The organism is Paenibacillus xylanexedens (genome assembly GCF_007680605.1).
GTDB lineage: Bacteria > Bacillota > Bacilli > Paenibacillales > Paenibacillaceae > Paenibacillus > Paenibacillus xylanexedens_B.
Window position 1 is genome coordinate 1,863,181 of record NZ_VEIO01000001.1, and the last position, 26,370, is coordinate 1,889,550.

Consider the following 26,370-nt stretch of genomic DNA (forward strand, 5'->3'; position numbering starts at 1 on the left):
AAGCATTTCATCCAATAGACAAAGAGAGAGCTTTAAAGGAACCGGAACCATTCGCTATAAAGAAGACAATGATGTCGAAAAAATTGACCCTAATTGGGTCAGTCAAGCAGCATAGGAGGTATAGAAGAATCTTACATGAGAAGGCCCTTTACCTATCTACCTGGATACAAATGGTTAATTCGTCGATGGAATAATTGGAATCTGACTAAGAAGCTGCTCCTATTTTATTTGCCCTTATTTGTTCTTCCCTCTATCGTTGGACTAAGCCTCTTATCCCAGAACTATAATGCTACAATCCGTACCAACGCCGAGTCTTATTCCAATTCGATTACAAGCCTGGCTGTAGACAAACTGGAAACAACCATTCAAACCTATAATAATGTGAGTCTGCATATTCTAACCTCTGATGAAATTGGAGCAATACTGTCTAAACCGGTTCATAACGAATTTGAAAAAATCGAACTTCAGCAGCAGCTGGAGCGAAGTGTACTGCCTATCATTGGCGGACTAGACAGAAACCGTATCAAAGGATGTGTATTTGTTACTGAGGACAGTACCTTTGTCATCGGCCAAGATGAACAAGAGCCTTTAAGTGAGAGAGGAAAAACAAATACGGTTACAGCCAACGGAGCACCTTATTGGGATTCTGTAAGGTTAGGTTCTGCCACAGATGATTATGTAAGTGCTTTCAGGTTAGGGCGTGTCATTAAAGATGAGAACTTCCGACCTATAGGATATTTTTATCTTATTGTTTCTTCTAATGTATTCAGAGACGTTCTTAGCTCTGCTATGGCAGGTTCCAATACTGCTTTTTTCCTTAAAGGTCCGGATAAAGTACTGCTTCAAGAACACGGAATACAGGAAAATACCTTTTCTGAAGTTTTACGTCTTGAACAAAGTCTTGATTACAATGAATGGACGCTTACAGCCGAATATGCTCTAAATACCTTGTATGCCACCGTCTACCGAATGAGTGTTTTTGCTGCTTGGCTGGCCGGGGGAAGTCTAGTCCTTGGTTTGGTTGCCTCCTACCTGATTCGTACCGACATTGCTTTGCCGATCGCGAGGCTTCTTGCCAATATGCGGAGAGGATTGCGCGGCGAGAAGCCTAACTCCCTTACCAAATTCAGAGGGGCCAGAGAAATTACGCAGCTGAATGAAACCTTTATTTCTGTTATGTATGAGATCTACAATCTATTGGGTGAAGTGAAGGCCAGTGAAGAACGCAAACGGCAGGTGCAGTTAAAAGTGCTCCAAAATCAACTTTCTCCTCACTTCATCTACAATACGTTAAATACCATCCGGTGGATGGCCATGATACGAAAACAGGATCATATAAAAGAGATCGTTGATGCATTGAGCAATCTGTTGAGATACTCGATCAGAGACACCAATGAACTTGTTTCGCTTGAAAACGAAATTAACGTCATGCGTGAATTTGTCAAGATTCAACAAGTACGTCATCAAAACTTTATATTTCAGGTCGAACTGGAGGATGAGGTGAAACCGTATCGGCTGCTTAAATTTTTGATTCAGCCGCTCTTAGAAAATGCTATAGTTCATGGTTTGTCGTCTATTGATCATTCAGGGCAGATTCGTCTGGAGGCAAAAGCAGAGAAAGGGATGCTTAGTATTCGGGTATGGGACAATGGTAGCGGAATCGATCAAGAGCGCTTATCTGAAATCCAGCAGGTTATGAGCAGCGGAACTGGAAGCCACATTGGATTATTGAGTGTGAAAGAGAGGATTGAAATGTTCTATGGTCCTGCCTACGGAATGAACATTACGAGTGAACGGGGAGCAGGCACTACTGTGGAATTAAAGCTTCCTATCTTGAAAGAAGGATGGCCAAACGAAAATGATTAAAATTGCGATTGTAGATGATGAATCCCTGGTTCGGGTTGGATTTCAGACCATCATTGACTGGCATGAAAATGGCTATGAAATACAGGGTGTTTATCGGAACGGCAAGGAGGCATGGGAGGCCTTTTCTACAGATGGTTACCCCGAAGTTCTGCTGACCGATATACGAATGCCTGAAATGGATGGTCTAGAATTGATAAGACGGATTAGAGAGACTGATAAAAAGATGATCATTTTAGTCCTGAGCAGCTATGAAGAGTTTGAATATACAAGAAGATCAATCCAATTGGGTGTTCAAGACTATATTCCCAAGCATCTGTTCGACCCAGATGAATTGATTTCAACACTGACCCAATTATCAGAGAAACTCCGCTCAAAGGTTCGCGCTAGACAGAGCCGGGCCAATGCCATGGATGAAGAAAGGCAGCGATTGATGACACAATCCAGAATACTTCCGGGTATTGTTGCTTTTCCGGCGGATTTCTCTCACAAAGATTACCCTTTGCTTACAGACCTTTTGAAAGAATCTGCTTTTGTTTGTTGGGTTGCTATTCGTATTTGGTCAATGGATCACTCAGACAACGATGATGACCAGACTGCCTTGGGCTTTCTCCTGCAAGATCTTATGAATAAAACGACACATGCAATTCCCCTTGGCTTTGATCAAGGCTTTTTTCACGGATTACTCTATAGTCGAGAAACAGGACCGGAAGAAACAACGATGATGGCTGGTCTGGTAAAAGAATGGATGGACACAGTGAAGCAGAATCTTGCCATTACAGTATCAGCAGGTATGTCTGAGAATCTGAACTTTCAGAAGTGTAGAGTGATAAGAAACCAAGCAGAGCAAATGATTGACCGATCCTTTTTCAGTGGGCTAGGTTTGTACCGCTTTGATGCGAGTTTAAATGTTGTTCAGGAGCAGCTGGACATCAAGTTTCAACAATGGCAGCAGCAATTTATAAGCATATTCACATCAGCTTCAGAGGAAGAGTTGGCGAAGTGGCTGGAGGCTGTAGGCAGCGAACTAGAGACGTGTTATTCTCCCGATACTGCGTTCCGTTTGGTCCAGTGGATGCTTAAAATTTATCAAAATGATCCATCGAACATAAATATGCTGATTAATACAGAGAAGTCCGATTTTATGCCCCTCCCCTTTTATTCAGTGGATTCCATCCGAACATGGGACGAATTAAAGTCCTGCTTTTTACAGACGATTAAACGGTTCAATGACTTATCCGCCACCGCCAGGATGAAATCGCAAACATGGCTGGAGCCGGTTTTTCGTTATGTAGAAGCACATTTCGCCGAAACCGTTCGGCTTGAGGATGCCGCGAACTTAGTGAACTTAAACATTCATTACTTCAGTCATCGATTTAGTCAGGAAATGGGGATGACGTTTCTCGAATACCTGACCCAGGTTCGTATCCGTAAATCTATCGATCTCATGAAGCGATACTCGCTTTCTGCTGAAGAGGTAGCTTCCCGTGTGGGATATCCAAACTCGAATTATTTCGTGAAGGTTTTTAAAAAAGTTACCGGAATGACCGTTTCTGAATTTAGAAACTCGACTGGCTTCTCATCTAATTAAATGGAATGTTCATCTAATAATTTGGAATGACGATCAACCGGGACATCACTGTTCCGGTTCTTTGCCCTACATCAAATGCAACTATCCAATAATGTGGAATCATAAACAAAAACTTGTTCATGGAAACGCTTTATTTTGTGAACTATGATTATTACACGCTTACAAACCGTTAGACACGAAGGGAGAAATAAAAAATGAAAAAGGGGTTATTCAGAAAAGCACTTCTTGCAGTGACAGGTGTCTCCGTCTTGCTGTTGGCAGCATGTGGCGATGACACAAACAGCTCTTCACCTGATCAAGGCAGCAAAGCCGGAACTGAAAAACAAGTGGAACTAACCGTGTGGGGAGACCAGTCTAACCAATCATCGTTTGAGTCGGGATTTACGGCAATCAATCAAGCATTTGAAGAAGAACATCCGAATATCAAATTAAACTTTCAATTCTCAGGGTCAGAGACAGCGATCGATACGGCTGTTAAGAGCAACTCACTGCCGGATGTGTTCTATGTTCAAGGAAACAAGACGCCTAAAATGAAGCTGTATGTGCAGAGCGGTGCATTGCTTAATCTGGATGATTACGGGCTCGATACCAGCCGTTTCGGGGAAGACCTCATGGAATACGCGAAGGTGGACGGAAAACTATATTCCTCTCCTCCGGCCTTTATGGACTCTCAGTTGATTTATTATAATAAGGACATTTTTGAAAAGGAAGGATTGCAGGCCCCGGCAACCTTAGATGAATTTGTATCGTTGGTCGCAGCAATAAAGGATAAGGGAATAACACCCTTCAGCGTTCCCGGTAAATCTGAATTCGAGCGGGCTTGGCTTGCCTTTGCGCTAATGCCTGCTGCCGCTGAGGAAGCATTAAGCAAGATTAATGAGGGGACTGGTTCTTTCAAAGACCCAAGCATAATTAAGGTATTCCAAACGATCAGAGAGTTCGCTGATAAAGGTTATTTTACCAAGGATTTGGCCTCTGTGGACAATGCTGGTGCCCAGCTGGCATTTACTAACGGCAAGACAGCAATGATGGCAGATGGTACCTGGAATGATCCAACCTTCGTAGGCGCTGGAATAAACCTCGGCAGATTTTATATCCCGACAGTATCTGGTGAACGCATTGCTCCACAAAGCTTCAGTAATGCGACCACTTTTGCCGTATCTGCTGGAACCAAGCATCCGGAAGCAGCGGTCGAATATGTAAAGTTTCTGTCCAGTCAAAAAGCCCAACAGCTTTTTGAGGATGAAACAGGTATGGTGCCGGCCCTGCAGGATATCACGCCTAGAGATGAGGGAGTCAAAGAATTGAGTGCGTTTGATTCCCTGGGTCATAATATTTATTCCGTATTAACGAACATATCAACAGAAGAGATCAAGTTGAATGATATCTTTCTTCAGCAAGTAATGCCGCAACTGTTAACCTCTCATATTGATGGTCAGCAAGCTGCAGACATGCTGGAAGAAGCGCTGCTCCGTACGAAATAATCAGAAGGATTTTTGGGCGGTTAAGCCGAGTAGCTTAACCGTCCAAATCATTTGGAGGCGATCTAGATGTTGCAGTGGCTTGGAAAGAAACCTTATTTATGGTTCATATTGCCCGGTTTTATTCTGTATTCTATTTTCGTGATCTATCCCATTTTCTCAGCTGCCCAGCTTAGTCTGTTTCAGTCAAACGGTTTTAGTGAGAAGGTGTTTGTAGGCTTTAATAATTATATTGAATTGTTCACTAATTCGGAATTAAAACGGCAGTTCTTAAATGCGCTTAAGAACAATGCAATATTAGTTGTGCTTAACGTCGGACTGCTGATTCCTATACAGCTTTATTTTGCCTATGTAATTTATACACGTGTAAAAGGCTACCGTTTTTTTCAAACAATGATCTTTGCTCCGCAGTTTATTACCACTAGCGTTATCGTATTTCTGGCTACGCTAGTTTTTGACCAGAATATCGGTATTTTCAATGAGTTTCTCCAGCTAATTGGGCTAGGGGAACATGCTCGAAATTGGTTAGGGGTTCCAGGCTACGAGGTCCTTACCTTGTTCATTATGAATGCTTGGGCAGGTGTGGGCTTCAGTATGATCTACTTCGTGGCAGCCATGAAGATGCTGTCCGACGAAGTGATGGAAGCTTCTTATCTGGACGGAGCTGGCTACTGGAGACGGTTCTTCTCGGTCATTATACCTCAGATCCGTTCCAGTATCGTAAATATTGCTATGATCAGTTATATCGCTGCCATGACCTTGTTTGATTTCAGCTATTTGCTGGGAGGGGTAAGCGGCGGTATTAACAATTCGATGGATGTGATGACACTGTTTTTCTACAGAATTACTTTTGGAACGACCGGCGCGATGGGAGGAACGGTAAGCACAAACTCCGTAGGTATGGGGACTACCATTGCCGTCGTCATGTTTGCCATCATCTTTGTGGTTGCATTGATTCAGCTAAGATTCACTTATAAGGAGGAGAAATGATCATGGCTGATATCAAAAAGCTGTATGTAACAAAGCTGATCCTCTGGATGTACTCTTCCTTCACCTTACTCATCCTTGGATATCTTACATGGAACTCATTCCGCACCAAGCAGGATGTATTGTCCAATACATTGGGCTGGCCCAAGTCCTTTACATTGGAATCCTATGTCAAAGTTTTTCGCAACGAACATTTCGGCGTCAATATCTGGAACAGCGTATTTATCCTCATGATGACAATTATCATCATTGTAGCTTTAGCCTCCATGGTTGCTTATGGTTTAGGTCGTTACTCCTTTAAATTTAAGCAAGGTGTAATGCTGTATTTTTTGATCGGTCTCATGTTTCCTGTCCAACTCGGTGTGGTTCCCGTATTTTTGATTATCAAGAATCTTGGACTTATTAATTCTCCATGGAGCGTAATTCTTGTGTTATCAGCGGGATTATCAATGGCTGTACTGATGCTCACAAACTTCTTCGCCGGCTTGCCGGACGCTCTGGCCGAATCCGCACGAATAGACGGCGCCGGAGAATGGAGAATTTTTTACCGAATTATGTTTCCGCTTGCTTCACCAGTAATCGTCAGTCTGTGCATAATATTGTCCGTTAATATATGGAACCAATTTTTCCTCCCATTAATTATGCTTCAAGACGATGCAGTCAAAACAATCCCACTGGCAGTTATGAAGTATACATCCAATATTCTGCTCAATATGGATAAAGCACTGGCAACTTCTGTCATTGCAACTATTCCGGTTCTGATATTATTTTTCATCTTTTCGGAACGGATTATTTCAGGAGTCGCTTCAGGAAGTGTAAAAGAGTAATCGATCTGCAAAAAAGGAGGGCACTTATGCGTCCTGATTGGGAAGAAGAGGCAAGCTGGATATGGCACCCTCATTGGAAGGAAGAAGATGAAGCCAAGGGAGGCGGATTTGTCTATTTTAGAAAAACATGTGAACTTCGAAAAGGCAGGCATAACTGTGCGCTTCGTATTTCAGCTGACAGTCGTTATCTGCTTTATGTCAATGGTGTACCCGTAAGCCGTGGACCTTGCAAAGGCGACCGGTTCACATGGCATTATGAGGAAGTTGAGGTTGGAGATTACCTGAAAGAAGGCATAAACGTTTTTGCTGCTCAGGTGCTGCGTTATCCTTATGCAGGCGGTGGAAATCAGTCTGTATGGCGTACTCGGCTTGCCGGGCTGTATGTGCATGCTGACATCAGGGATGAGCATAATACTCAGGCTACAGCTGCACATACCGATGAATCCTGGGAATGTATTAAGGATGAGGCCATTACTTTATCTCAAGGCATCTATACCCAATTCCTCGGAATTTCGGAAGCCGTTGACGGATTCAAGCGTCCTTTTGGATGGACAGAAGCAGGCTATGCTTCGGAAAAGTGGGAGAAGGCCTCCCGATACGTATTCGATATCGTTCATGGGGAACTGAAACCGTGGGAGTTAAGAAAACGTCCCATTCCTTTTCTCTATGAAACAGAACGCCGATTTGTTGGTATTTCCCGACTCTCGGAAAAAGGAAGCAAGCCTGATTGGTTGGAACTGGTGACACATGACCGCTCGTTAACGCTTGCACCTGATTCAGTTATAACGGTAGATTTTGATGCCGGAGAGCTGACTACAGGATACCTTGAAATGGATTTGTCCGGCGGTCAGGGGAGCGAAATCAGGCTGTTGTGCGCCGAATGTTACGAAAATCCGCCCATATCGGTCCCTTGGATACGCGACAAAGGAGACCGGACAGACAGCTTAAACGGAGATTTGTATGGCGATATGGATATATATAGACCTAGTGGCCTGGAACAGGAAAGCGGAGAATTTATAGAAAAATATGAACCTTTCTGGTTTCGGACATTCCGCTATGTCAGAATTGAAATCAGGACAGGAGAAGCACCATTAACGCTTCGTACATTTTCTTATAGAGAAACAGGTTACCCGCTTGATGTCGTCGCCCAATATCGTTCTTCGGATCCTCAGGAAACTGCTTTATGGGATATTAGCATCAGAACCCTGAAACGATGCATGCATGAAACATACGAAGATTGTCCGTATTACGAGCAGCTGCAATATGTAATGGATACCCGCTCCCAAATCCAATTCACTTATATTCTATCTGGCGATGACAGGCTGGCTCGCAGAACCTTGTTTGATTTTTACAGTTCCTTGCTTCCAGAAGGATTAACACAGTCCAGATATCCTAGTGTATCATCCCAAGTCATACCAGGCTTTTCGTTATACTGGATTTTCATGTTACATGATCACATGATGTTTGTGGGAGACCGGGAACTTGTTGAGCGGTACCTGCCGGGTGTAGACGCCGTACTCGGTTACTTCTACCGAGAGATTGAGACAAGCGGTCTGATTGGTAAGATGAACCCTCGATATTGGTCCTTTGTAGACTGGGCTGACGAATGGAAAGAGAATTATGGCGTTCCTGACGCAGCACGCCAAGGTCCGCTAACCGTCTATTGTCTAATGTATACTTACGCACTGCAAAGAGCTGCTGAGCTTGCTGCTTTTACTGATAGAAGGAGTGTTGCAAAAAAGTATCTTGATCGAGCCGAACGTATACAGCTAGCTGTAAAGGAAAACTGTATGTCGATCAGCCGGCCTGGCTGCCTTACCGACGGCCCCGGACTGGAGCTTTTCAGCCAACATGCCCAAATTTGGGCTGTTCTAAGCGGGACTTTGACAGGAAGAGAGGCCAGGCATGCGATCCTACAGTCGATCGAATGCCCAGACTTCGTACCCTGTTCATTCGCGATGTCCATCTACCAGTTCCGTGCGCTTTCTTTAGTTGGTCTGTATGATAAAGTATATGATTTACTGGCTCCATGGCGGCAAATGGCCCATGAAGGGCTAACAACCTGGATGGAAGACACTGTCAGCAAACGTAGTGATGCTCACGCTTGGGGCTCCGTTCCAATTTATGAATATACAACAGAAACGTTAGGGATTCAGCCCTCTAGCCCAGGATGCGAGAAGATGAAAATAAGTCCACGAATCGGTCGCCTTTCCCACGCTGAAGGGTGTGCAATGACCTCTAAAGGCTTGGTATCCGTACAATGGCAGCTTGTTGATTCTACATTTCGCATGCATGCCACTTGGCCAGATCAAATCTCTTGCATGATTGTTTTGCCGAATGGTGAAATGGTAAGAGGAGGAGAGAACGGCGAATTCAGCATCGTAATGGATTTGCAGAATCCATTGGAATCTGGGATGAAGGAGAGCTTATGAAGACATCGGAGAAATGCAAACTGAAGGGTTCATATTGGATTGGTCAAGCCCCCCATTTAGTAGACATTTAAAACAAACCTTGGGCTGCAAACTGGCGTCGGTACTCTACCGGCGTCAGTTTTTTAGTTTCCGTTGTGGCTGTTTTTGATTGTGAAAACGGATATATTTACGATTTTATTTTGTGCTTTGGTAAGCGTTCTCCTATTTCTTAAACCGCAATTTCGTTCTTAAACAGATCCTTTATGGCTGAAAGATATATTGACCGCACTCCCACACGATACTGGGTGATGCCCGTTACCCATTTCTGACTCGGTTTTTTCTGCACTGAAGTCTCGCTTTAAGCATTCTCTGCCACTCGTTGCGCAGATGCGTACGAGTTACTGGAGCGTTGTTTATGACGAATTCGAGATTGGATACCGAGCATTTGCATCGCGATTGAATCGTTTACGTTTAACATAGGCATAGAACCCACTATTAACATTGCCCAATTGGGCAGACCGGTATGCCCCTTTGAACGATGTTGTACAAGATTACCAGACGTACAATATAAATAAGCATTTAGGTTTATCCTTTGTATAGATAGTCTGTAATGTCATTGAATAAGTAATTATTTGGAGATAATGATATGAAAGAGTATATTAACGCATTGAGTTTAGCTGTATTTCTAACCCTTTTGGGATGTTCGACGACAGAAATTACCTTGGAATCTCCAGCTGCTATCAAACCTGAAAATAAGCCACTTACTTCTTACATTCAGAACGCATCGAAATTAGAAGTTACTTCTACAAAAGAAAAGGATTCGATTTTAGGTTCTACCACCTTAAACAGAGAGAAACTGGGTTAAAGGAGGAAAGACAGTGTCCAAAGTGCGGATTTTTGTAGACAGCATCTCGGATGTTCCGGAGGAATGGATTGATAAGTATAACATAGGAATCATTCCATTATACATCGTTTTTCAGAAAGATTCCTATCTTGATCGCATAGAGATCAACGTCCATGACATGTACAACAAAGTTGAGATGAAGGGACAATTGCCGCAGACTTCCACGCCTCCACCAGCTGACTTTTTTAAAGCATTTCGCCCGATTATTGAGAACGGAGAAGATGTACTGTATATCAGTATGTCTTCTCATTTATCATCAACATATCAAAATGCAGTTACAGCCTCGCGCGAGTTTCCTCCGGGAAGAGTAACCGTTGTGGATTCTCTAAATGTTTCTGCCGGGACAGCCATGATGGTTTTATTAGCCACACAATTGGCTAGTGAAGGTAAGAGCGCTATAGCTATAGCAGAATTGCTTGAAACAATAAGAGATGAAATTCAATTGAACATACTTGTTAATAATCTCGATTATCTCCATACAGGGGGGCGTTTAAGCAATCTTAAACATCTTCTGGGAAATATGCTTAAAATACGTCCGGTTTTATATGTTAGTCACGGAAGAGTGCTATCAGGAGTGAAGTATAGAGGAAACAAACACCGGATAATAAAAAAACTCTTGTCAAGCATATTAAGCCAAATTCATCGCATTGATCATGATCATATTATTATTGCTCAGACATTAGAAAAGGAAACCGCTGAATGGATAAGAAATATTATTCTGGATGAGACTTCGATTAAAAAAGTTCATATCATAGAGGGAAGATGTGCTATATGCTCACACAGTGGTCCTCATAGTATAGCCATCAGTTTCATACTTAAATCGGAGCCCCTTGTTTACACTCAAAGATGAATATTACAAAGGATGAAGGTTAATTCGATTGTTGAAGATATTTTTTATAAGGAAAACAAGGAGATGGTAATCATGCTAATTCAAACAGGACTAGGGAAAACTACATTCTCCAAAGAGACTATATCTAAATTTGTAAATATGGCGCTCGATATGACAGATGGGCTTGTTTTAAGTTCGACTTATATCGGATCCATCACTAGTAAATTGACTGGGAACACTGCTGGAATTGAGCTGCGTGAACATGATAAAGGCATAGATATTCACTTAAGCATTATAGTCCAATATGGCATGCTTTTGCATGAGGTATGTAGGGAGCTGCAATATAAAGTGAAAGAAGTAGTAGAGGATTTCACAGGACTGAAAATTATTGCAATTAATCTCAAAATAGATGGTATCACTGTATAATTATTTAACAATGCTATAAATGAAAACTATAACATCAAGTTTGGCTATTAATCGAGTTTTATAATAGAGTAACCATAACCTATTCTTAACTCTTTAACGATTGGAGTTAGATCACATTCATGAATACCGTGATAAAAGTCCTGAAATATTGGCCGTTGCCCGTGAAATTAGTTACGTCAATCCTTGTGGTAACGATCTTGCTAGTTTCGGGAAAACAGGAGATGCATTGGTAAACTTGATGTTTGACGCCATGGGAAGATTATACTTTAAAACAAATCAATTAAAGGGGGGCGAAGTTGTTAGGCAATCCAATGTCATTACCCACATAAGTGCTGACTTTCCCCCAAGCTATATTACGGATGGAAACACTGGCACATTTACCGATCAGGCGAAGGATTTGGCGAATCAACTGGGTGAGAAGGGCATCCCTCATGAGATTACACTCTTCAACAAAAGCGAGGCCAAACTGAAGCACGGTTATGAAGGGGATCTTAGTAATCCGTATGCAAAGGAAAACTTCAAAAGAATGATAGACTTCATCAATCAAAATGTAACGAAATAAGAAACACCTCCAAAATTATTTGTGATGTTGTCGAGGGACAAGAACATCGTCCTATTTAAGTCGCTATTTTAGCGACTTTTTTAATTTATCGGAACTGTGAACAAAGAGAGTAATCAATATGTCTGATTATTGGATTGTAATTCCTACAGATTGTAATTCCTTGTCCAAGGACAAGAACATTATGTCATTTCAAATTAGATAATTATCTAATTAAAATCATGATGGAGATCATGTGGTGAGATAAAAGCATATGAATTTTAGAATTCCCTCAAATAACGTTTCTTTGTAGAATTCATTTCTTAGATGAATCGGAGATTAAAATCAAAATCTTGCTATTTATATAAATAGATCATCATAGTTAGTCTTTCAGCCACTTATCTCCCCATTTGTTCATTGAGACAAATACACCTTCAAAGTCACGACCTTTTTCAGTTAATGAGTACTCGACTGTAACCGGTGAGGCTGTTAATACAGTGCGTGTAACAATTCCGTTTGCTTCTAAACTTTTCAGGGCATCAGAGAGAGATTTTGTGCTTATCCCTGTATTTCTTCTTAATTCATTAAAACGTTTAGGCTTTGAGTATAACTCTCCCATGATCACAAATGACCACTTGCTACTAAAGATATCTGTAATTGTTTTTATGGATATAAGACAGATATCATCTGAATTTTGGTTCATTTTGTATTACCTCGCAAAGATAGTATAGTTTTATAAGTTTACAATCCGCATTTAGTAACAAAATGTTTGTAGGTATAATATTTAAACTAACATTTCATAAAAAACCTGTCAATGTAGAGTTTTAGTCCAAAATCTTATTGAACTAGACATGTGTAGATACCTGTAGATTAGAACCCATTTATCGTCTATAGGTTTAAAAAAGTAATCCTAGTTTAAAAAAATTGCGTACTTTACTAAACTGAAATGCCCCCATAGAATGATTTTGTACTTAAAACTAACTATATAAAGGGAGTGTGAGTCGATGCGTGTAGTAGGAATGAATGATTTTGGAGGACCAGACAAGTTAAAAGTCTTTGATATAAAAGAAGTACATCCCGGTCCCGGAGAAGTACGAATTCGAGTGCATGCTGCGTCTGTTAACCCTGTAGACATTGCTTTTCGAGCTGGACAAATGGGAGGATTCGCTGGAAGAGCACGTCCTTTAATTCCTGGAAAAGAGGCATCAGGTGTTATCAGTGAAGTGGGAAGTGGAGTCAAATGGCAGATTGGTGATCGTGTGATGGCAATCACAGCTCCATTCAGTCCCTATGGCGGTGCCTATGCTGATGAGGTTGTAGTTCCTGCTGAGCATGTATCCCGCATACCTGAAGGTTTAGATTTTGCAGCGGCAAGCACATTACCCATGAATGGTGTTACTGCTCATACGACATTGGATCAACTTAATCTTGCACCAGGACAGACTTTGGCAGTGACCGGTGCGGCTGGAGTCGTGGGTGGGTATATCATTCAGCTTGCCAAAAACCGGGGTTTACGTGTTATCGCTGATGCTTCCGCTGAAGACGAACAACTTGTTCGTGACCTTGGAGCCGATGAGGTTGTTCGTCGCGGCGAAGAGGTCGGTCATAATATTCGAAAAATGGTTCCTGACGGTGTAGACGGTCTGGCAGACTCCGCTGCACAGATGGGAGCGGTCGTTCCAGCCGTCCGGGATCATGGACGGATTGCGTTTCTAAGACCTTGGCCAGGGCAACTGGATCGAGGAATTTTTGGAGAATATGTGTCTTTAACCAGTTACTATTCGTTACGTTATATTAGTGAAGAAGTTGAAAAGGGAATTTTGACTCCCCGAGTGGCAGAGATCATTCCAGCAGAGCAAGCTTACAATGCACACCGTCGCTTTGAAGCCGGCGGCATTCGCGGTCGTCTCGTGCTTGATTTCAGTAAGTAAAATTAGCCATTTTCCTCCACCTGTGAATACCTGAAAGTAATTAATCACCCCAACAGTTGGGGGAACAAGGAAAAGTGGAAGGATTTTTAACAAGAATGATGATCCTTTTTCAACCCAGTGTGCCGGTACTAATTGAAGTTTTAAAGCTATAAATAACATCATCAGCCCTAAAATACTACCCGCTATAGGCAGGTCTAACGTTCTTTGTAAGAAAGTACCTAAATAATAAAAAGTTGATAGCAAGATGATTTGAAAAAGTATGATATATACTTTTATCATGGGTTTCAAAATGGTGTCATCTCCTTTTCTGAATGATAAACTGCTCAGTAGCTGGATATGGAATGAATATTCTTATTTACCATCCAAAGCTTAACATATGCCAAATTACTATAATGGTTTTGTTAATAAATGAAAAGAGTTACGTTTTGTGAATTTCATAAATTATTTTTAATAGGAATTAGAGACGGCTGGTTTATAATTCCCCCTAATGGGTTTTCACAGCCCTAAAAAGAAATTTATAAAATAAATGTTGACATACTAAAGTTACATGTTAAATCGATTTTGTTGAAATAGTTGAATACGGAATTGCTACTGGTAAATCAGGTAAGCCCTAAATTGCGGATCCATGGGATAGTTATATCTTCCTTTGGTTTCTGAAACTTAGGTCTTTTTTTTTCAATGTTTCCGCATATACGAAGGAGAATAACCTAATGGAAAAGTTTAAGGCGCATTTTAGCGCCTTTGCCGGCATCCGCGGCAGCAATGGGTGGGACTTGCGCATTTTAAAAATATGTTTAAGGACAGCGAGTTTTACACGGTATCAATGAGCGGTATTAGAAAGGTTGAAAAAAACTGATGATAGGAATAAACCGAGATTTGTATGGTCTGGAAATTTGTCTGGCCGGTCTTCGATTTACTGGCGAGCAAGTTGCTAATGTAGGTGTGATTAACATCAGAACAGGCGGTGCAGGAATGTCCTTCCTTGCACCAACTGTTCTTTGATTAATGTATAAATAAAAAGTTAACCCGGTCTCAGCCCCGTGCCATCGCATTTGCAAGCGCATCCGGAAAGTATTTTCCTCCAAAGCGCAAAACCTTGGATAAGCCTGGAACGACCCTCTTTTTATTCCGCTCCATCCCTTGGATCCCATGTTTCACGAGTGTATCCAGGCTCATGCTGGGAATAGGACCGCCGCTATCAGGAATCAGGTTGGTTTCCGCAACGAGAGGCGGGACAAGTTCCATAACGTGAATAGATTTCCCCGATTTTTTAAGTTGGACCCGCAGCGCATCGGTAAACATATGCACTCCCGCCTTGGTAGCTGAATAAACGGGATGAAGGGGAGAGGTGACATAGGAAAGGCCGGAGCTTACGGTTACAATCATGGCTTCGTTCTGCCTCGCCAGCTGCGGGAGCAGCGCTTCCGTCATCCAGATTGTCCCGTTCAAATTTGTTCCCACCTCTGCGGTAGTCCGCTCCAAATGAAGGTTATCGTCGGTCAATTCGAATGCGCGCATAATACCTGCCGAGTTGAATAGAATTGACACTTCAGGGAAGCGGTCACGAATGACAGCAGCCATTTCACGAACAGAATCCGCATTTGAGACGTCACCCTGTAACCCAATAAGCCCTTTGTGCTTGCTTGTCACTTGATTAAGGGTAGCTTGATTCCGTCCGATGACGATGACTTTATTGCCGCGATTAAGCAGCTTCAAGGCGAAGGCAAGACCTATTCCCGAAGTACCGCCGGTAACGACAATTGTACGATTGTATAGCTTCATAACTGATTCTCCTTTTAAGTTACGTTTTTTGAATTTTGTAACCGATGAATGAGCTAAGCATACAATCTCCGGTTACAAAAGTCAACGGTTGTAACTGATGGCATCAAAGCATATAATAGAACTATGAAAATTCTAAGCAAAGAACTTATTATGGAAACCGCACATCGAATGGTTGTCGAACAAGGGATGGAGAAAGTCAATCTGTCAAAGGTCGGTGCTGAACTCGGGACGACTCACGCGGCGATTTACAAGTATTTTTCGGGCAAGGAAGAGTTGTGGACCGAGCTTGCCTTGTCGTGGCTGGATCACGAACTGGCGCGGCTTTTCCCATTAGATACAGACAAATACTCATCCAGAAGGGACATTGTGCACCAATGGTTATGGATATTAAGTGAATCGAAATATGAGGCTTATGTGCGCGAACCTGAAATGTTTAAGCTCTATACAGCCTATATCGATCGAAATCCAGCGGTATTCGTTCGGCACGTCGGCGATTTGATTGACAGCTTGAAGGTAGCAAGCGGTATTGAAGATGTTAGGCGGCTGCATGCTATTTTGACGGCGTTTTCTTATTTTTCCGCGCCGGCTTATGCAGACAATTGGCTGCACATGGATTTTCAAGCAGAATTCGAAGCAGTCTGGAAGCTGATCGAAGCGGGAATTGAGGATGAGTCAGGCCAATGAGCGGAGGTAGAAAGGTTAAAAATTTCATTGAAATGCTGTAGGATATAAAGAGAATTGAATAAGACCTCACTTTTTACGGGTAGGGTAGTGACGGGATGTTAACAGTTCTTAGTAGAGCTTGAGAACGAAATGATGTTTGGGAGAAGGAACTGTCGCCGAAGTATGTAAATTCTCAATAATACATGCTGGGTCTGTAGTTAATAAGAGACCTATCCAAGCAGCAGTAAATGTAAATAGATGTGGCCAAGTAGTAAGGAGGTAAGGGCTCTAATGCCTTTACCTCGATTATTGCCGCATTTGACAAGAACAACATAAAAATGAGAACATGTTTGATATATCCTGGATACATATACATATGTACAAAATACGAGTTTTGTGAAACAGTACTTAGAAAATTAAAAGAACCGCTATGAATTTATATATCCCATTACGGTTCTGCTTCTTTTTTTACTTAATCCCACACAACTTCTGTTCCTGCTATAAAATCATGTATTGCACGACGATCCTCTCGCATACCAACCATAAACGCGCTCACAATAATTCCGATACCTAGCGTCAATACATACACAAGTCCAGCAACTAGAACTCGCATTAACATTGTAGTAATTTTAGGTGGTTCTTGTGTGTCATATATTTGAATTCGAATCCCACAAATTCGTTTACCAACCGTTCGGCCATACCAATAAACAGGTAAAAAAATCGCATATAACGAACTTAATATCTGCGCAATTGGTTCATCTGAATCATAATTACCAGTGAGCACACCTGCGATGATTACTGTTGGTATTCCAATAATAAGTCCATCCAAGAAACTTGCTGCAAGCCTAATCCAAAAACCTGATTTGTACAAAATCATTTCCTCCAAACTATTTTGTCATACCTTGATGCATGGTTATTTATATTATACAAGAAATATATACCATTTGGTTCATATTATTCATTTTTATCTCCCAAATATCTTTCTTCCTACTTTGTGAAATAATTAACTATTATATATAGATACGTTTAATACGTTTAGACTTCGCCTTTTCGCGTAATCCCTCTCTTTTATTACTTCCAAAATAAAGAAAAAGCCATATTAGACATATGGCCTGGAAGTATATTTCCCCTGCTCTCACCATTATAAATGAAATGCTTTCCAGAATGATCCTTCTGTATTAATGATGCTCATGATCTGACTAAACGGGATTGTAAATGTCGGGAATCCCGCAGCATACGGTGCAATATCATAAGGGTTGAAGTATAGATGTAGTGCATCTGCTGTCACAAAAAAAGGCTGGTCCGCACTTATTCCGGTGTACGTATCTGGAAAAACATACGAATACTGCGGATCATTTTTGATCTGGTCCCCTACAATTTGGCTTAATACCTTCACATAATCACTATCCGGCTTAAACAGATCCTTCAATTCATAGAGCTGACCGTCGGTTAGATTAATAATGGCATACACCATCGTTGGCATCCCATGTGCAGCTCCTGCTGGATAGTTATAACCCGTCAACTGGAGTTGGAGCAATTGCTTCTGATAGAAAGTTATATCAAAATCACCGGTATAGGTATAATCCAGTTGCTGATCTGCAGGAACCGGTTTAACTTGGGAAAGTTCTTTCAGCTTAGCATTAAGCTTACCCTGCTCTGTCTGATTGGCTAAGCCGTCCACCTGCGGATAATAAACGAGATAATCCCGGTTGGGTTTATACTTCTCTTCACGCACCTGATAAGGCGGTTGTAACGGTACGATCGTATTCTGTTGCCAAATCACCTTTCCAGCCCGGTTCACATAGGATAAACGTTGATCCACAAACACTTTAATCAGATCCGGCGCCACCACTTCCATCGATCCTGCCCCTGTTACACGAGGATATCCTGGAGCCGGTCTACCGCTCAAATCCAGAAGATACGTCTGATTTCCGTCTGATGCAGATGCAAGACCATGTTTGTAATTTTCCACATTACGATAGATAAACTCCGTTAGTATTCTTCCATTCAATTCAGCGATTGCATACAACGAGCCGATGTAAGGTTGTTCTGCATCAATGGCTTTCCCGAGTGCGTACCTGTTCTCCCCAAGCTCCCGAATATCGTTATAAGCCGGTTGAATCACAAATGATCCCTGCATATTAATGACGCCATAGTTCGATTTGTAATCCTCTGCCGTATTCACAATAGCCTGCCCATCGTTAAAAGCAAATGCAGAAGTAAACTTAGGCTGAATACGAATGTTACCCCGTTCATCGATGTACCCATATTTGCCAGAGGATTCTTTTTGAAAAGCAAGCAAACCATTCCCTAGCGGCCCTACAAAGGCATATGGGTAAGTTGCTAGTCGATTTCCGTTCCGATCGATAAGGGCGTATTCCTGATCCTTAATCTGTACAACGGCTTTACCCTGCTGAAAATCATTTGCTGAAGCGAATTGCGCTCGGATTACTTCATTTCCTGAAGCATCCAGGTATCCATACAAGCTAGGTGAGCCGTTCGTCTGATTTGGGTTATTATCGTAAAACATGGCTCTGCCTTCATGCATATCTGCGATAAACGGATAAGCTCGTTTGGTCAGCACGGTGCCTTGCTCATTGATCATTTTAAACCCTTGAGAATCAATGGCCATGGCCCGCTCTTCGGAAAAAGAATTAATCGAATCATACACAGGCTGAACTACATACTGCCCTTGAAGATTGATGACACCGGCTCGACCATTCTTTACGACGACCGCCAATCCGTTAGGCTGAAACGCCTGAGCTTCTTCTAGCACCGGCTCTAGACGGATATGTCCCTGTGCATCCATATACCCCCAGCGCGTCCCGCTTGTTGTTCGAACAGAGACGGGATATAACCATGTCGTCACTCTGGCATGTGTGCCTGCCGTTGCCGTCGTCGCTTGTTTTATTTTATTCTCCAGTTCAAGCAAGTTCTCTCTTGAAGGATACGCTTCCGGAAAGCGCAGCGCTTTCTGAACCGAAGTGAGTGCCGCGGAATATGATCCAGCATGAAACTGAGCATCCGCAAGATAATACCAATAGAATACATAATCGGGATACTGCTTCGTTAACTGCTCATAATATTCCACGACTTTAGGAAAATAGGCTCGGTATACATCTGTTGCTGGGACCCACTGATTCTGCTGCCAACGAATAATTTCCACTCGATAAGCTTCACCAGTGTCATGAATCCAGAGCGCTATTTCTACCTTCCCATCTCGCCCATGCACGCCAGGTATATCCACAATCTCAGCGTAGCTGTAATACAAATCGTCTGGGGCAATGTCCGTAAGACCGGATTCGGTCCACTCATATACAGCGAGTTTTGACCAAATGGCTCCAATTTGCCAGCCTACGATCAGATTATTTCTTGCCGTTGAAGTTACAGGCGCTGCTGTCAGCAACGTAACGCCATAACCTAGTCCTTTTGTTAAAGCCATTTTAATCCAATGCCCTTGAACGAATTTTAATATAAGCAGATACAGCTCACTATTCAATTGATAAACAGCAGAAATTTCAGGCATTCCGTCGCCAGTAAGATCGGCCGCATAGACCGCCGGATGCTGAATTGGTTTATCAATGGTAACGACCGTTGCCCCCGCCGGAATATGTTGATTTACAATTTGCAGTAATAGCGGTTCACTCATCGACATCTCCGCTTCCTCCCTTATGACCGCATTCGCCTAATGGTATGCAACATAACTCGGGATATGACATGAAAATGTATTGTGACACCTCTACTTCATCCTGTTACTCTTCTAAATTTACCTTCTGTCCATTGATTAAAAGATTGCTTACGTCTTCTACGCGAATGGTTTAAGAGGATATCCATTTGACCAGATCATTATCCAGTTGAGTAAAACCTGCTATAACAGACATTCTTGTGCCGTCCTTCAGCTGTAATTCGATTTTCAAATCCTCCATACGAATCATATCTAAAGCCTCGCGTGTTAACGTAATACCGATGGGTGAAAGAGTTGCCTCGACTTGTGCTCCTGCATTCTTACCCAAGTTTACATGTCCACGTTTACTTCTGTTAAGCTGGTTCAGGTTAAAGCTCGTTTCCCACTTGCCTTGAATAACTTCACCGATATTTGTAAAACTGCCCTGTAGCCTAAGCTTATTAGCGCTTTAACTGAAGAAAGATCGTATAACTGCATCGTTACTCGTAAACATGAGCTTCCTACATATATTCGTTCATCAAATCACTTTTACTTACATGCAACAACAAAAAAATCGCAGGGGCTCAGCCACCTGCAACTTTTTTAGATTATTTCTATCGAATTAGGACTAAAATCAGTCCAATAATTACTTCATACTATAGCTTTGTACAGTACTTAACCCTGTTTCATCGTTTTCAAAGCCAGACTTAACGTTAAAAAAATTTAACTAGAGAGATCATGTTTGTGATTGCTTACTAAGCTGAACATATTGAGTCAGACGACAATATTGATCCAAGAGCTGTTCCTCTTGTCCTTCGCCTAGTGCCACTTTGCGTCCTGCCTCTAGAACACCGCTGATCAATTCATACAGGAAATGCATCTGCAATCGCTGCGCATTGGTACCCAGTTGCTCAAGCAGTTGGGTATCTCTAATCGAAAATTGAGATAACCCCCGAAGGAGTAATTCTTCAGACCAATCCGATAACTGCTGTATCAATCCACTATCTTCTTCCAAAACGTCCCATCCTTCCACTACTGGAATCCAGCTTCAAGCTTAGCAACGTCTGGCCCTTTAGAAAACTGATTGGACTAATACGTTTCGTTTCTATTCGAACAAATGCATAAAAATGTTCCAGTTTTTGAGAACCCAATCCTGATTCCAGTCTGTTAATCATAGACTGCCAATCCGATGAGTAAGGCAGGGTGAGAGGCAAGCATGCCCCCTCAATATTCTCAACCATAAGAATCAGATCCTGCGTTTGTTTGTTGAAGCTATGCTCTGTAATACGGGCAACCTCGATTAATGCCAACCGTTCTTTTGGTTCAGTGAATAGATCAATAGAATCGGGCTCCCGTTGAAGTGCTGCAGGTATGTCTATCAGGTACTCTCCAAAATGAACCTCATTCACACGGGTTCGTGGTAAAACAGTTAACTTCGCCCCATCACCTGAAGAAATTCGTCGTTCTTCATTCACTTTAACCGACTGAAACTGAATTTCTTCTCCCGTAAATTGACTAAATGTCAAACTTGGCAACCAGGGAGTAAACGATGCATAATGCTCGGCATACGAGAATTGTTGATCCTCGTAATACACCGCACGTACATCACTGTACGTATAAATCTGCCTATCATCAAAGCAATAGAAATAATACGTAATTCCGCGAAATCCTGACCGTGTCTCCCAAGAGTCTGCGCCTAGCCCATAGAGATGAAGTGAAGGCACGGTAAAGTACTTACTTCGGAAACTGCCAACCAGCTGACTCTGCTGCCTAACAGGAATCTCGCCTTGTTCAAGCACTTCTAGCGCGAGATACAGCTTGCTTATACGATCCAGCATCATCAGCATGGAGAAACGTACATGACGTTTGAAAAACAGCTGGAGCTCTCCCTGAATGCCACGCAAACTACGTTCAATCTCTGGAAGGCCACCGCTATGTGCAGCAATGGCCAGTGTCTCCAATTGCGCATTATATGACTGAGGCAGTCTGGCAAGCCCTGTCTTAAGCATACCAGCCAACATGCCCCGGCACTCCTGAACCGTTTGAAGGGAGAACTTGGGCTCGTATGCGCGGACACTTAAAGCGTCCGTATCATCCGCCCCATGATACATACGGTATCTCAGCAAAGCTTCAAGCTTGGCCATTTTTCCCGCGGTCTGCTTTAACTTGCATAAAGCTTTGGCCAGCTGAGGTTCTTCTGTGAAGGACACCTCTATATTCTGACTTTTTAAATGTACGGTGAGCAGCGTGTCTTCCATGATTTGAATGTCCTCGGGATAGCGTAAACGAAAAACGACCTCTTCAACCATCGTGGAAGTATATGATTTCAGGATGGGAGTCAGATCGACTTCAAGCATCCAGCGAAAACGGACATTTGTCTCCGGCGAATGAGGTTGCAGACCGTAATCCGGTTTGTCTGACTCTTTAACCTGATGAAACTCATCCTGTCCCGCGGGCCTATACTCTTTGGAAGTGTCAGGATCTGCGAAATCAGCAGAAGGTGGTTTCATATCCAAGGCTGACGGGGAAGATGCAGGAATGTCCGCTGAAGGCTTTGCAACTTCCACAGTTTCCACAATATCCTCGCCCATAGCAATGTTTTCAGTTATCTGCTGGCGCTGGTCATACAGAATCGCAATCAATACATGCTTGCAGATATTTTCCGAGGGACAGGAACACTGCCATTCATCCAGCGTAGCATAGAGGGTACACTCGATACCCTCACTTAGCTGACAGTTTACTGAAGCTGTATTCCAGGTGTACTGTACTTGTACACCTTGATCCAGCTCTTTAAGTGCTCTTTTGTATAGTCCCTTGTTCGCATAACGAATGAGATAATCCTCTGTGCACAATTTTGAAAAGTGTCTGAATTTCTGCTTAAATTCACTAAAATCGTTCATAACCACCAAATCAACGCCCCGTTGCTCTCAAAATATCATAGAGAGTCTCACTGAATACTCGGCCTGAAATTTGACCCAAAGGAATGGATTTGTTATCTGCATAATAATAGTGCTGTCTCTTGCCATTTGGTTTGAAAAAATGTAACGATTCCAGCGTCACGTCGTCCATTCCTTCATAATACGTAATACTTGTACCGCTGAACCGAAGTTCGGCAACAATCTCTCCGTACTCTTTGTAAAACTCATTGAACCAACCACCATCTTGTGCAGGACCTTTAACCCATCCGTATTTCTCCAATGCTTTCGGGAGAGCTGTTGGTGAAAATTCCTCTTCCGGAAGATGATCATATTCTGTCTTGGTCCGATCTTCATCCTCAATCAAATAGATTTGACGTTTCAATTGCTCAAACGGTTGCTTGACCTCATAATCCTCAAGCTGAGTAGCCCAACCCTCAAGCGTGTCCTGGTCGAGTTCAAGCGGATGTACAAGACCCACCTGAGCTCCTGATGGCAGATCCGTTTCATCCTCGTCCACTGTATTAAATGTACCGTCCTCCATATAACGGAATGTACGGATTAACTCACCCTGCTCATAAATGCCCCAGATTAATCCAACGGCAAATTTCTGCATGATGACATTGTCTACAAATAGGGAAGTCCATTCCTCAGCGGTCCATAAACGCTGTTTGGATAAAGACTCTTCCAAGCGTGCAGTCTGGATCGTAACCATCGTTTTCAGATCTTTCTTCAACTGGGTAAAACGTGCCTTGGATTCTGCCGCAAGCTCAGGATCATCCTTTTGTGCCGGAGCAGGCAAACTTTTGACCGCTTTACCTGTTTCTTCGTTTACGACCACAACCTGTAGATCGGCGTTAACTTTGACCTGGAAGGAGCGTTCACCGTAACTAAGCTGTAACGTGCCTTTATCATCAAAACCGAGGGAAGTGACTAAACGATCTTCAAGCTGCTCTGCAGTCAATCCCATATTCTCTGCTGCAAGCTGCAATGCTTCTTCAGCTGCGCCTTTCACTTGACGGTTCTTAACGCTGCGTTTAACCTTGTCAATCGCCATAAGTGCGGCAGGTTCTTTTAGAAATGCTAATACTTTCACTGCCTCCGCTGCTATAGCTCCGCGGCTATTCTCTGTCCATTCCTTAATCTGTGGGGTCAATATATGAACTATCTGAAGATCACCGAACAGTGCGGAAACATACATAACCCACTTTTCCTTCGCAGGCGCACCATCCTGAATCCATAGCTGCAACAGTTCCTTTGAAAACCTGATAAGCGAAGCTTCGCTTACATATTCTCGTAGTTCATTTAACCGCTCATTCGGGCCAGACCCATGATCAATCGATTGCAGTAATACATATTGTTTGATCCGGTCATCCAAAGGCACACCATCTGCGGATCGAATCAGAGCAGGCAGTTCCTTTAGAGGTAACCAGCTGATGCGTGACATCTTCTTGGCATCGGCTAAGTCAGCAAGTGCTGCGTGTGCATATTCAGGACTTAGATCAGCCGTATCAAGCAGGATTTGAATCAGGTTTTTCCATTCGGTGGCTTTCTCACTTTGTAGGAGTTCAGTATATAATTTCTTGCTGTTATCCAGACTGCGGATCGCCGTTAGCGCCATTTCTTTAATTGAGACCTTTTTCTCCGCACGGTAGATCATCATATACAGTTCTTGATCCGGAACCCGATTAAACTCGGCCAAGGCAATACTGCTCGCCCGTTTAGAAGCATCCTGTAAACCTGCCTGAATAGCTGCTGCCAATTGTTGCTTAGGCAGGGTATCTCGCTGCTCAAATGCAACTTCAAGCGTTAAAATACGTGTATCCGTTGGCAGTTTTTTATACTGGTTTAATGCGTACTCCAGGTTTTGCTGTAAAATACGGCGATACTCATCCTGCGGCATCGATTGATACGTATAATCTGTCATCCCATTCAGCGAAATCAGACTAGTCAGCAGTTGTTCACGTTTTACCTGAGGATCGTCACCATACATAGTCAAAATTTGTTCACCACTAAAAGCATAAGAATGATACATGTCCGAAACAATGTCCAGCGTCCATTCCGGATGAGTTAGCAAAATCGCAAAGCGGTGCATTGCCTCCGAATCAATGGGCAGGAAACTGATGCTAATGAGATTGTTGATCCGCTTCCTGTCCCGATTGACATGATTGAACAATCCGCGGCTGTCCTTGTCTTCCCAATACTCTTCAAGGGTGTACTCACCACTTAAATATCTCGCGATGGCAAGACCTTGTCTCCCACCTTCGAGCGGTTGACGCAACACACGGAATACAGCCTCTTCAATTGTATTTTCCGGTTGGATTCTATGGATGCCTTGATCCAACATCATTTTATGAAGACACAACTTCAGGAATGGTGCTCTGACAATCTCATATGCCCGTTTGGCTTGCTCGGGTTGGTTGGCAATTGCCGCCTTGATTATAATCCAGGACACGCGGTACGAATTCAATTCGAGTTGCATCATTTCAATCAATTGATAGGGCTCGTTCAGAGGAATCAGCCCGGACAGCAGATCATCTTCGCTTCTTGAACGAGGGTTCATACTAAGTAAATACTTACGAACCTCCATCGGATAGAGCTCATGGAGGTGATGAATAACTTCGAGTAGCACCTTGCCAACGTCATTAACGTTATCCAGAAAGCGTTGCTTTCCTCCATTGATATTCGTCAGATACAAGACTGCACTGCTCAATAAAACCAACGTCTGATGGAATTCGGCATGGGAAACATGATATTTCGCAGAGTAAGTGATTTCTGGATAATGCTTGGCAATCAATTCGCTGCGTTTCTGTTTCAGGAATTCCTCTTCCAGTACCTGTGACGAACCGTTTTGTTTGCCTTGAACGTTACCTGCAACCAAAGGTTCCATCAAACGGTACAGCTCTTGATGAAGCTTGGCCGCATCGTTAGCCATAACATGCTGGAACAACTCCGGCAGGACGGAACTCATATCCTCGATCTCTTGCTTATTCGCAAATTCCACATCCGGTTGCACACACAAATGAACAAGCATCATGGCGTCAATCACATCTCTGAAATTACCCTGACTATCTGCTTTTTTGGAATCGAATAGCCATTGTGCCCGCTTCACGCGACGCTTAAGCTCTGAGAGAATTTCTTCCTCACCCGCATATCGCTTCATTTTCTTCAAACGAGATAACAAGGTTCCCATTCGATCCGAGCTCTTGCTTTTCCCATTTAATCCGTAAGCCTCCGAATCATCACCGAGACAAGCTGTGAATGCGTTAACCCCCCAAGGGCTTCTGCGGAAATAATTCGATTCCAAATGCATGGCGACAGCTCCGGCACGAAAAAAAATATCTCCATCATCTTTTTTGCCAAGCTTGGACAGTGCTTCTACCGTTCGATAGACATAATGACTCGTTTTACCCATCATCTCAGGGAACTTTTCGGTTGCACCCATGACGTAATCGATAATTTCGGAGCTACGATCCGTTTTGAGCGAGTAGTCATCTGAACAAATGGAAGCGAACTTTTCTACCAAACTCTCTACTGTACGATCTACGGTAAGCATGA

The 26,370-nt window shown here is 42.8% G+C and carries 21 protein-coding genes and 1 pseudogene; 13 read left to right on the forward strand and 9 right to left on the reverse strand.

Annotated features, from left to right (window positions below; translation table 11 throughout):
- Positions 1-135 precede the first annotated feature (135 nt).
- The 10 genes from FS818_RS08165 to FS818_RS08210 all read left to right on the forward strand — a co-directional run bounded on the left by FS818_RS08165 (position 136) and on the right by FS818_RS08210 (position 11,881).
- Positions 136-1,866 carry a sensor histidine kinase gene (locus FS818_RS08165; protein ID WP_145331241.1) on the forward strand — a complete coding sequence of 577 codons (1,731 nt, stop codon included), beginning with the start codon at positions 136-138 and terminating at the stop codon, positions 1,864-1,866.
- A complete protein-coding gene (locus FS818_RS08170) occupies positions 1,859-3,454 on the forward strand; it encodes a response regulator transcription factor (protein WP_145331243.1) in 1,596 nt (531 codons plus the stop codon). The genes FS818_RS08165 and FS818_RS08170 overlap by 8 nt, the downstream gene beginning before the upstream one ends.
- A 194-nt stretch (positions 3,455-3,648) precedes the next feature.
- Positions 3,649-4,938 (forward strand): ABC transporter substrate-binding protein, encoded by a 1,290-nt coding sequence (locus FS818_RS08175; protein WP_145331245.1) that lies wholly within the window; start codon positions 3,649-3,651, stop codon positions 4,936-4,938.
- 66 nt (positions 4,939-5,004) lie between these two features.
- On the forward strand, positions 5,005-5,925 hold the full coding sequence (locus tag FS818_RS08180) for a carbohydrate ABC transporter permease (RefSeq protein ID WP_145331247.1): 921 nt from the start codon (positions 5,005-5,007) through the stop codon (positions 5,923-5,925).
- Between the two features lie 2 nt (positions 5,926-5,927).
- Positions 5,928-6,749: a carbohydrate ABC transporter permease gene (locus FS818_RS08185; RefSeq protein WP_186331785.1), complete on the forward strand. Its 822-nt coding sequence runs from the start codon at positions 5,928-5,930 to the stop codon at positions 6,747-6,749.
- A gap of 26 nt (positions 6,750-6,775) precedes the next feature.
- Positions 6,776-9,181, forward strand: coding sequence for an alpha-L-rhamnosidase-related protein (locus tag FS818_RS08190; RefSeq protein ID WP_145331251.1), 2,406 nt, complete (start codon positions 6,776-6,778; stop codon positions 9,179-9,181).
- 625 nt (positions 9,182-9,806) lie between these two features.
- Positions 9,807-10,025: a hypothetical protein gene (locus FS818_RS08195; protein ID WP_145331253.1), complete on the forward strand. Its 219-nt coding sequence runs from the start codon at positions 9,807-9,809 to the stop codon at positions 10,023-10,025.
- Positions 10,026-10,038: 13 nt separating this feature from the next.
- Entirely contained in the window at positions 10,039-10,914 is an 876-nt protein-coding gene (locus FS818_RS08200; RefSeq protein WP_145331255.1) for a DegV family protein, read from the forward strand.
- Positions 10,915-10,986: 72 nt separating this feature from the next.
- A complete protein-coding gene (locus FS818_RS08205; protein WP_186331786.1) occupies positions 10,987-11,319 on the forward strand; it encodes an Asp23/Gls24 family envelope stress response protein in 333 nt (110 codons plus the stop codon).
- Between the two features lie 100 nt (positions 11,320-11,419).
- The gene (locus FS818_RS08210; protein ID WP_145331259.1) at positions 11,420-11,881 is read left to right on the forward strand and encodes an alpha/beta hydrolase family protein; all 462 of its coding nucleotides are present in this window, start codon (positions 11,420-11,422) and stop codon (positions 11,879-11,881) included.
- 358 nt (positions 11,882-12,239) lie between these two features.
- Here the strand turns inward: FS818_RS08210 and FS818_RS08215 are convergent, their stop codons facing one another.
- Positions 12,240-12,560 carry a winged helix-turn-helix transcriptional regulator gene (locus FS818_RS08215; RefSeq protein ID WP_145331261.1) on the reverse strand — a complete coding sequence of 107 codons (321 nt, stop codon included), beginning with the start codon at positions 12,558-12,560 and terminating at the stop codon, positions 12,240-12,242.
- Positions 12,561-12,861: 301 nt separating this feature from the next.
- On the opposite strand from FS818_RS08215, the gene FS818_RS08220 reads away from it, so the two are divergent.
- A complete protein-coding gene (locus FS818_RS08220) occupies positions 12,862-13,788 on the forward strand; it encodes an NADP-dependent oxidoreductase (protein ID WP_145331263.1) in 927 nt (308 codons plus the stop codon).
- A gap of 9 nt (positions 13,789-13,797) precedes the next feature.
- Here FS818_RS08220 and FS818_RS08225 read toward each other — a convergent pair.
- Positions 13,798-14,067, reverse strand: a pseudogene (locus FS818_RS08225) (CidA/LrgA family protein); the annotation flags it as partial.
- A 576-nt stretch (positions 14,068-14,643) separates the two neighbouring features.
- Between FS818_RS08225 and FS818_RS28725 the strand changes: the two are divergent.
- Positions 14,644-14,790: a hypothetical protein gene (locus tag FS818_RS28725; RefSeq protein WP_186331788.1), complete on the forward strand. Its 147-nt coding sequence runs from the start codon at positions 14,644-14,646 to the stop codon at positions 14,788-14,790.
- 30 nt (positions 14,791-14,820) lie between these two features.
- Here the strand turns inward: FS818_RS28725 and FS818_RS08230 are convergent, their stop codons facing one another.
- Positions 14,821-15,570: an SDR family oxidoreductase gene (locus tag FS818_RS08230; protein WP_145331265.1), complete on the reverse strand. Its 750-nt coding sequence runs from the start codon at positions 15,568-15,570 to the stop codon at positions 14,821-14,823.
- Positions 15,571-15,720: 150 nt separating this feature from the next.
- On the opposite strand from FS818_RS08230, the gene FS818_RS08235 reads away from it, so the two are divergent.
- Positions 15,721-16,254 (forward strand): TetR/AcrR family transcriptional regulator, encoded by a 534-nt coding sequence (locus tag FS818_RS08235; RefSeq protein ID WP_145332809.1) that lies wholly within the window; start codon positions 15,721-15,723, stop codon positions 16,252-16,254.
- 451 nt (positions 16,255-16,705) lie between these two features.
- Here FS818_RS08235 and FS818_RS08240 read toward each other — a convergent pair whose 3' ends face one another.
- The 6 genes from FS818_RS08240 to FS818_RS08265 form a co-directional block, all read right to left on the reverse strand.
- Complete coding sequence (locus tag FS818_RS08240) at positions 16,706-17,110, reverse strand: RDD family protein (RefSeq protein WP_145331267.1); 405 nt, start codon at positions 17,108-17,110, stop codon at positions 16,706-16,708.
- Between the two features lie 264 nt (positions 17,111-17,374).
- Positions 17,375-19,888, reverse strand: coding sequence for a WG repeat-containing protein (locus tag FS818_RS08245; RefSeq protein WP_145331269.1), 2,514 nt, complete (start codon positions 19,886-19,888; stop codon positions 17,375-17,377).
- A gap of 163 nt (positions 19,889-20,051) precedes the next feature.
- The gene (locus tag FS818_RS08250) at positions 20,052-20,246 is read right to left on the reverse strand and encodes a hypothetical protein (RefSeq protein ID WP_145331271.1); all 195 of its coding nucleotides are present in this window, start codon (positions 20,244-20,246) and stop codon (positions 20,052-20,054) included.
- 387 nt (positions 20,247-20,633) lie between these two features.
- A complete protein-coding gene (locus tag FS818_RS08255; RefSeq protein WP_145331273.1) occupies positions 20,634-20,912 on the reverse strand; it encodes a hypothetical protein in 279 nt (92 codons plus the stop codon).
- Positions 20,899-22,797 (reverse strand): SWIM zinc finger family protein, encoded by a 1,899-nt coding sequence (locus FS818_RS08260; RefSeq protein WP_145331275.1) that lies wholly within the window; start codon positions 22,795-22,797, stop codon positions 20,899-20,901. Before FS818_RS08260 ends, FS818_RS08255 begins: the two co-directional genes overlap by 14 nt.
- A gap of 10 nt (positions 22,798-22,807) precedes the next feature.
- Complete coding sequence (locus FS818_RS08265; RefSeq protein WP_145331276.1) at positions 22,808-26,368, reverse strand: DUF4132 domain-containing protein; 3,561 nt, start codon at positions 26,366-26,368, stop codon at positions 22,808-22,810.
- Positions 26,369-26,370: the final 2 nt, after the last annotated feature.

Coding starts and splice junctions, on each gene's coding strand:
- FS818_RS08175 (WP_145331245.1), top strand. CDS start 3,649: ATGAAAAAGGGGTTATTCAGAAAAGCACTTCTTGCAGTGACAGGTGTC.
- FS818_RS08265 (WP_145331276.1), bottom strand. CDS start 26,368: ATGCTTACCGTAGATCGTACAGTAGAGAGTTTGGTAGAAAAGTTCGCT.
- FS818_RS28725 (WP_186331788.1), top strand. CDS start 14,644: ATGATAGGAATAAACCGAGATTTGTATGGTCTGGAAATTTGTCTGGCC.
- FS818_RS08260 (WP_145331275.1), bottom strand. CDS start 22,797: ATGAACGATTTTAGTGAATTTAAGCAGAAATTCAGACACTTTTCAAAA.
- FS818_RS08195 (WP_145331253.1), top strand. CDS start 9,807: ATGAAAGAGTATATTAACGCATTGAGTTTAGCTGTATTTCTAACCCTT.
- FS818_RS08215 (WP_145331261.1), bottom strand. CDS start 12,560: ATGAACCAAAATTCAGATGATATCTGTCTTATATCCATAAAAACAATT.
- FS818_RS08205 (WP_186331786.1), top strand. CDS start 10,987: ATGCTAATTCAAACAGGACTAGGGAAAACTACATTCTCCAAAGAGACT.
- FS818_RS08170 (WP_145331243.1), top strand. CDS start 1,859: ATGATTAAAATTGCGATTGTAGATGATGAATCCCTGGTTCGGGTTGGA.
- FS818_RS08180 (WP_145331247.1), top strand. CDS start 5,005: ATGTTGCAGTGGCTTGGAAAGAAACCTTATTTATGGTTCATATTGCCC.
- FS818_RS08230 (WP_145331265.1), bottom strand. CDS start 15,570: ATGAAGCTATACAATCGTACAATTGTCGTTACCGGCGGTACTTCGGGA.
- FS818_RS08235 (WP_145332809.1), top strand. CDS start 15,721: ATGGAAACCGCACATCGAATGGTTGTCGAACAAGGGATGGAGAAAGTC.
- FS818_RS08190 (WP_145331251.1), top strand. CDS start 6,776: ATGCGTCCTGATTGGGAAGAAGAGGCAAGCTGGATATGGCACCCTCAT.
- FS818_RS08165 (WP_145331241.1), top strand. CDS start 136: ATGAGAAGGCCCTTTACCTATCTACCTGGATACAAATGGTTAATTCGT.
- FS818_RS08185 (WP_186331785.1), top strand. CDS start 5,928: ATGGCTGATATCAAAAAGCTGTATGTAACAAAGCTGATCCTCTGGATG.
- FS818_RS08240 (WP_145331267.1), bottom strand. CDS start 17,110: ATGATTTTGTACAAATCAGGTTTTTGGATTAGGCTTGCAGCAAGTTTC.
- FS818_RS08220 (WP_145331263.1), top strand. CDS start 12,862: ATGCGTGTAGTAGGAATGAATGATTTTGGAGGACCAGACAAGTTAAAA.
- FS818_RS08245 (WP_145331269.1), bottom strand. CDS start 19,888: ATGTCGATGAGTGAACCGCTATTACTGCAAATTGTAAATCAACATATT.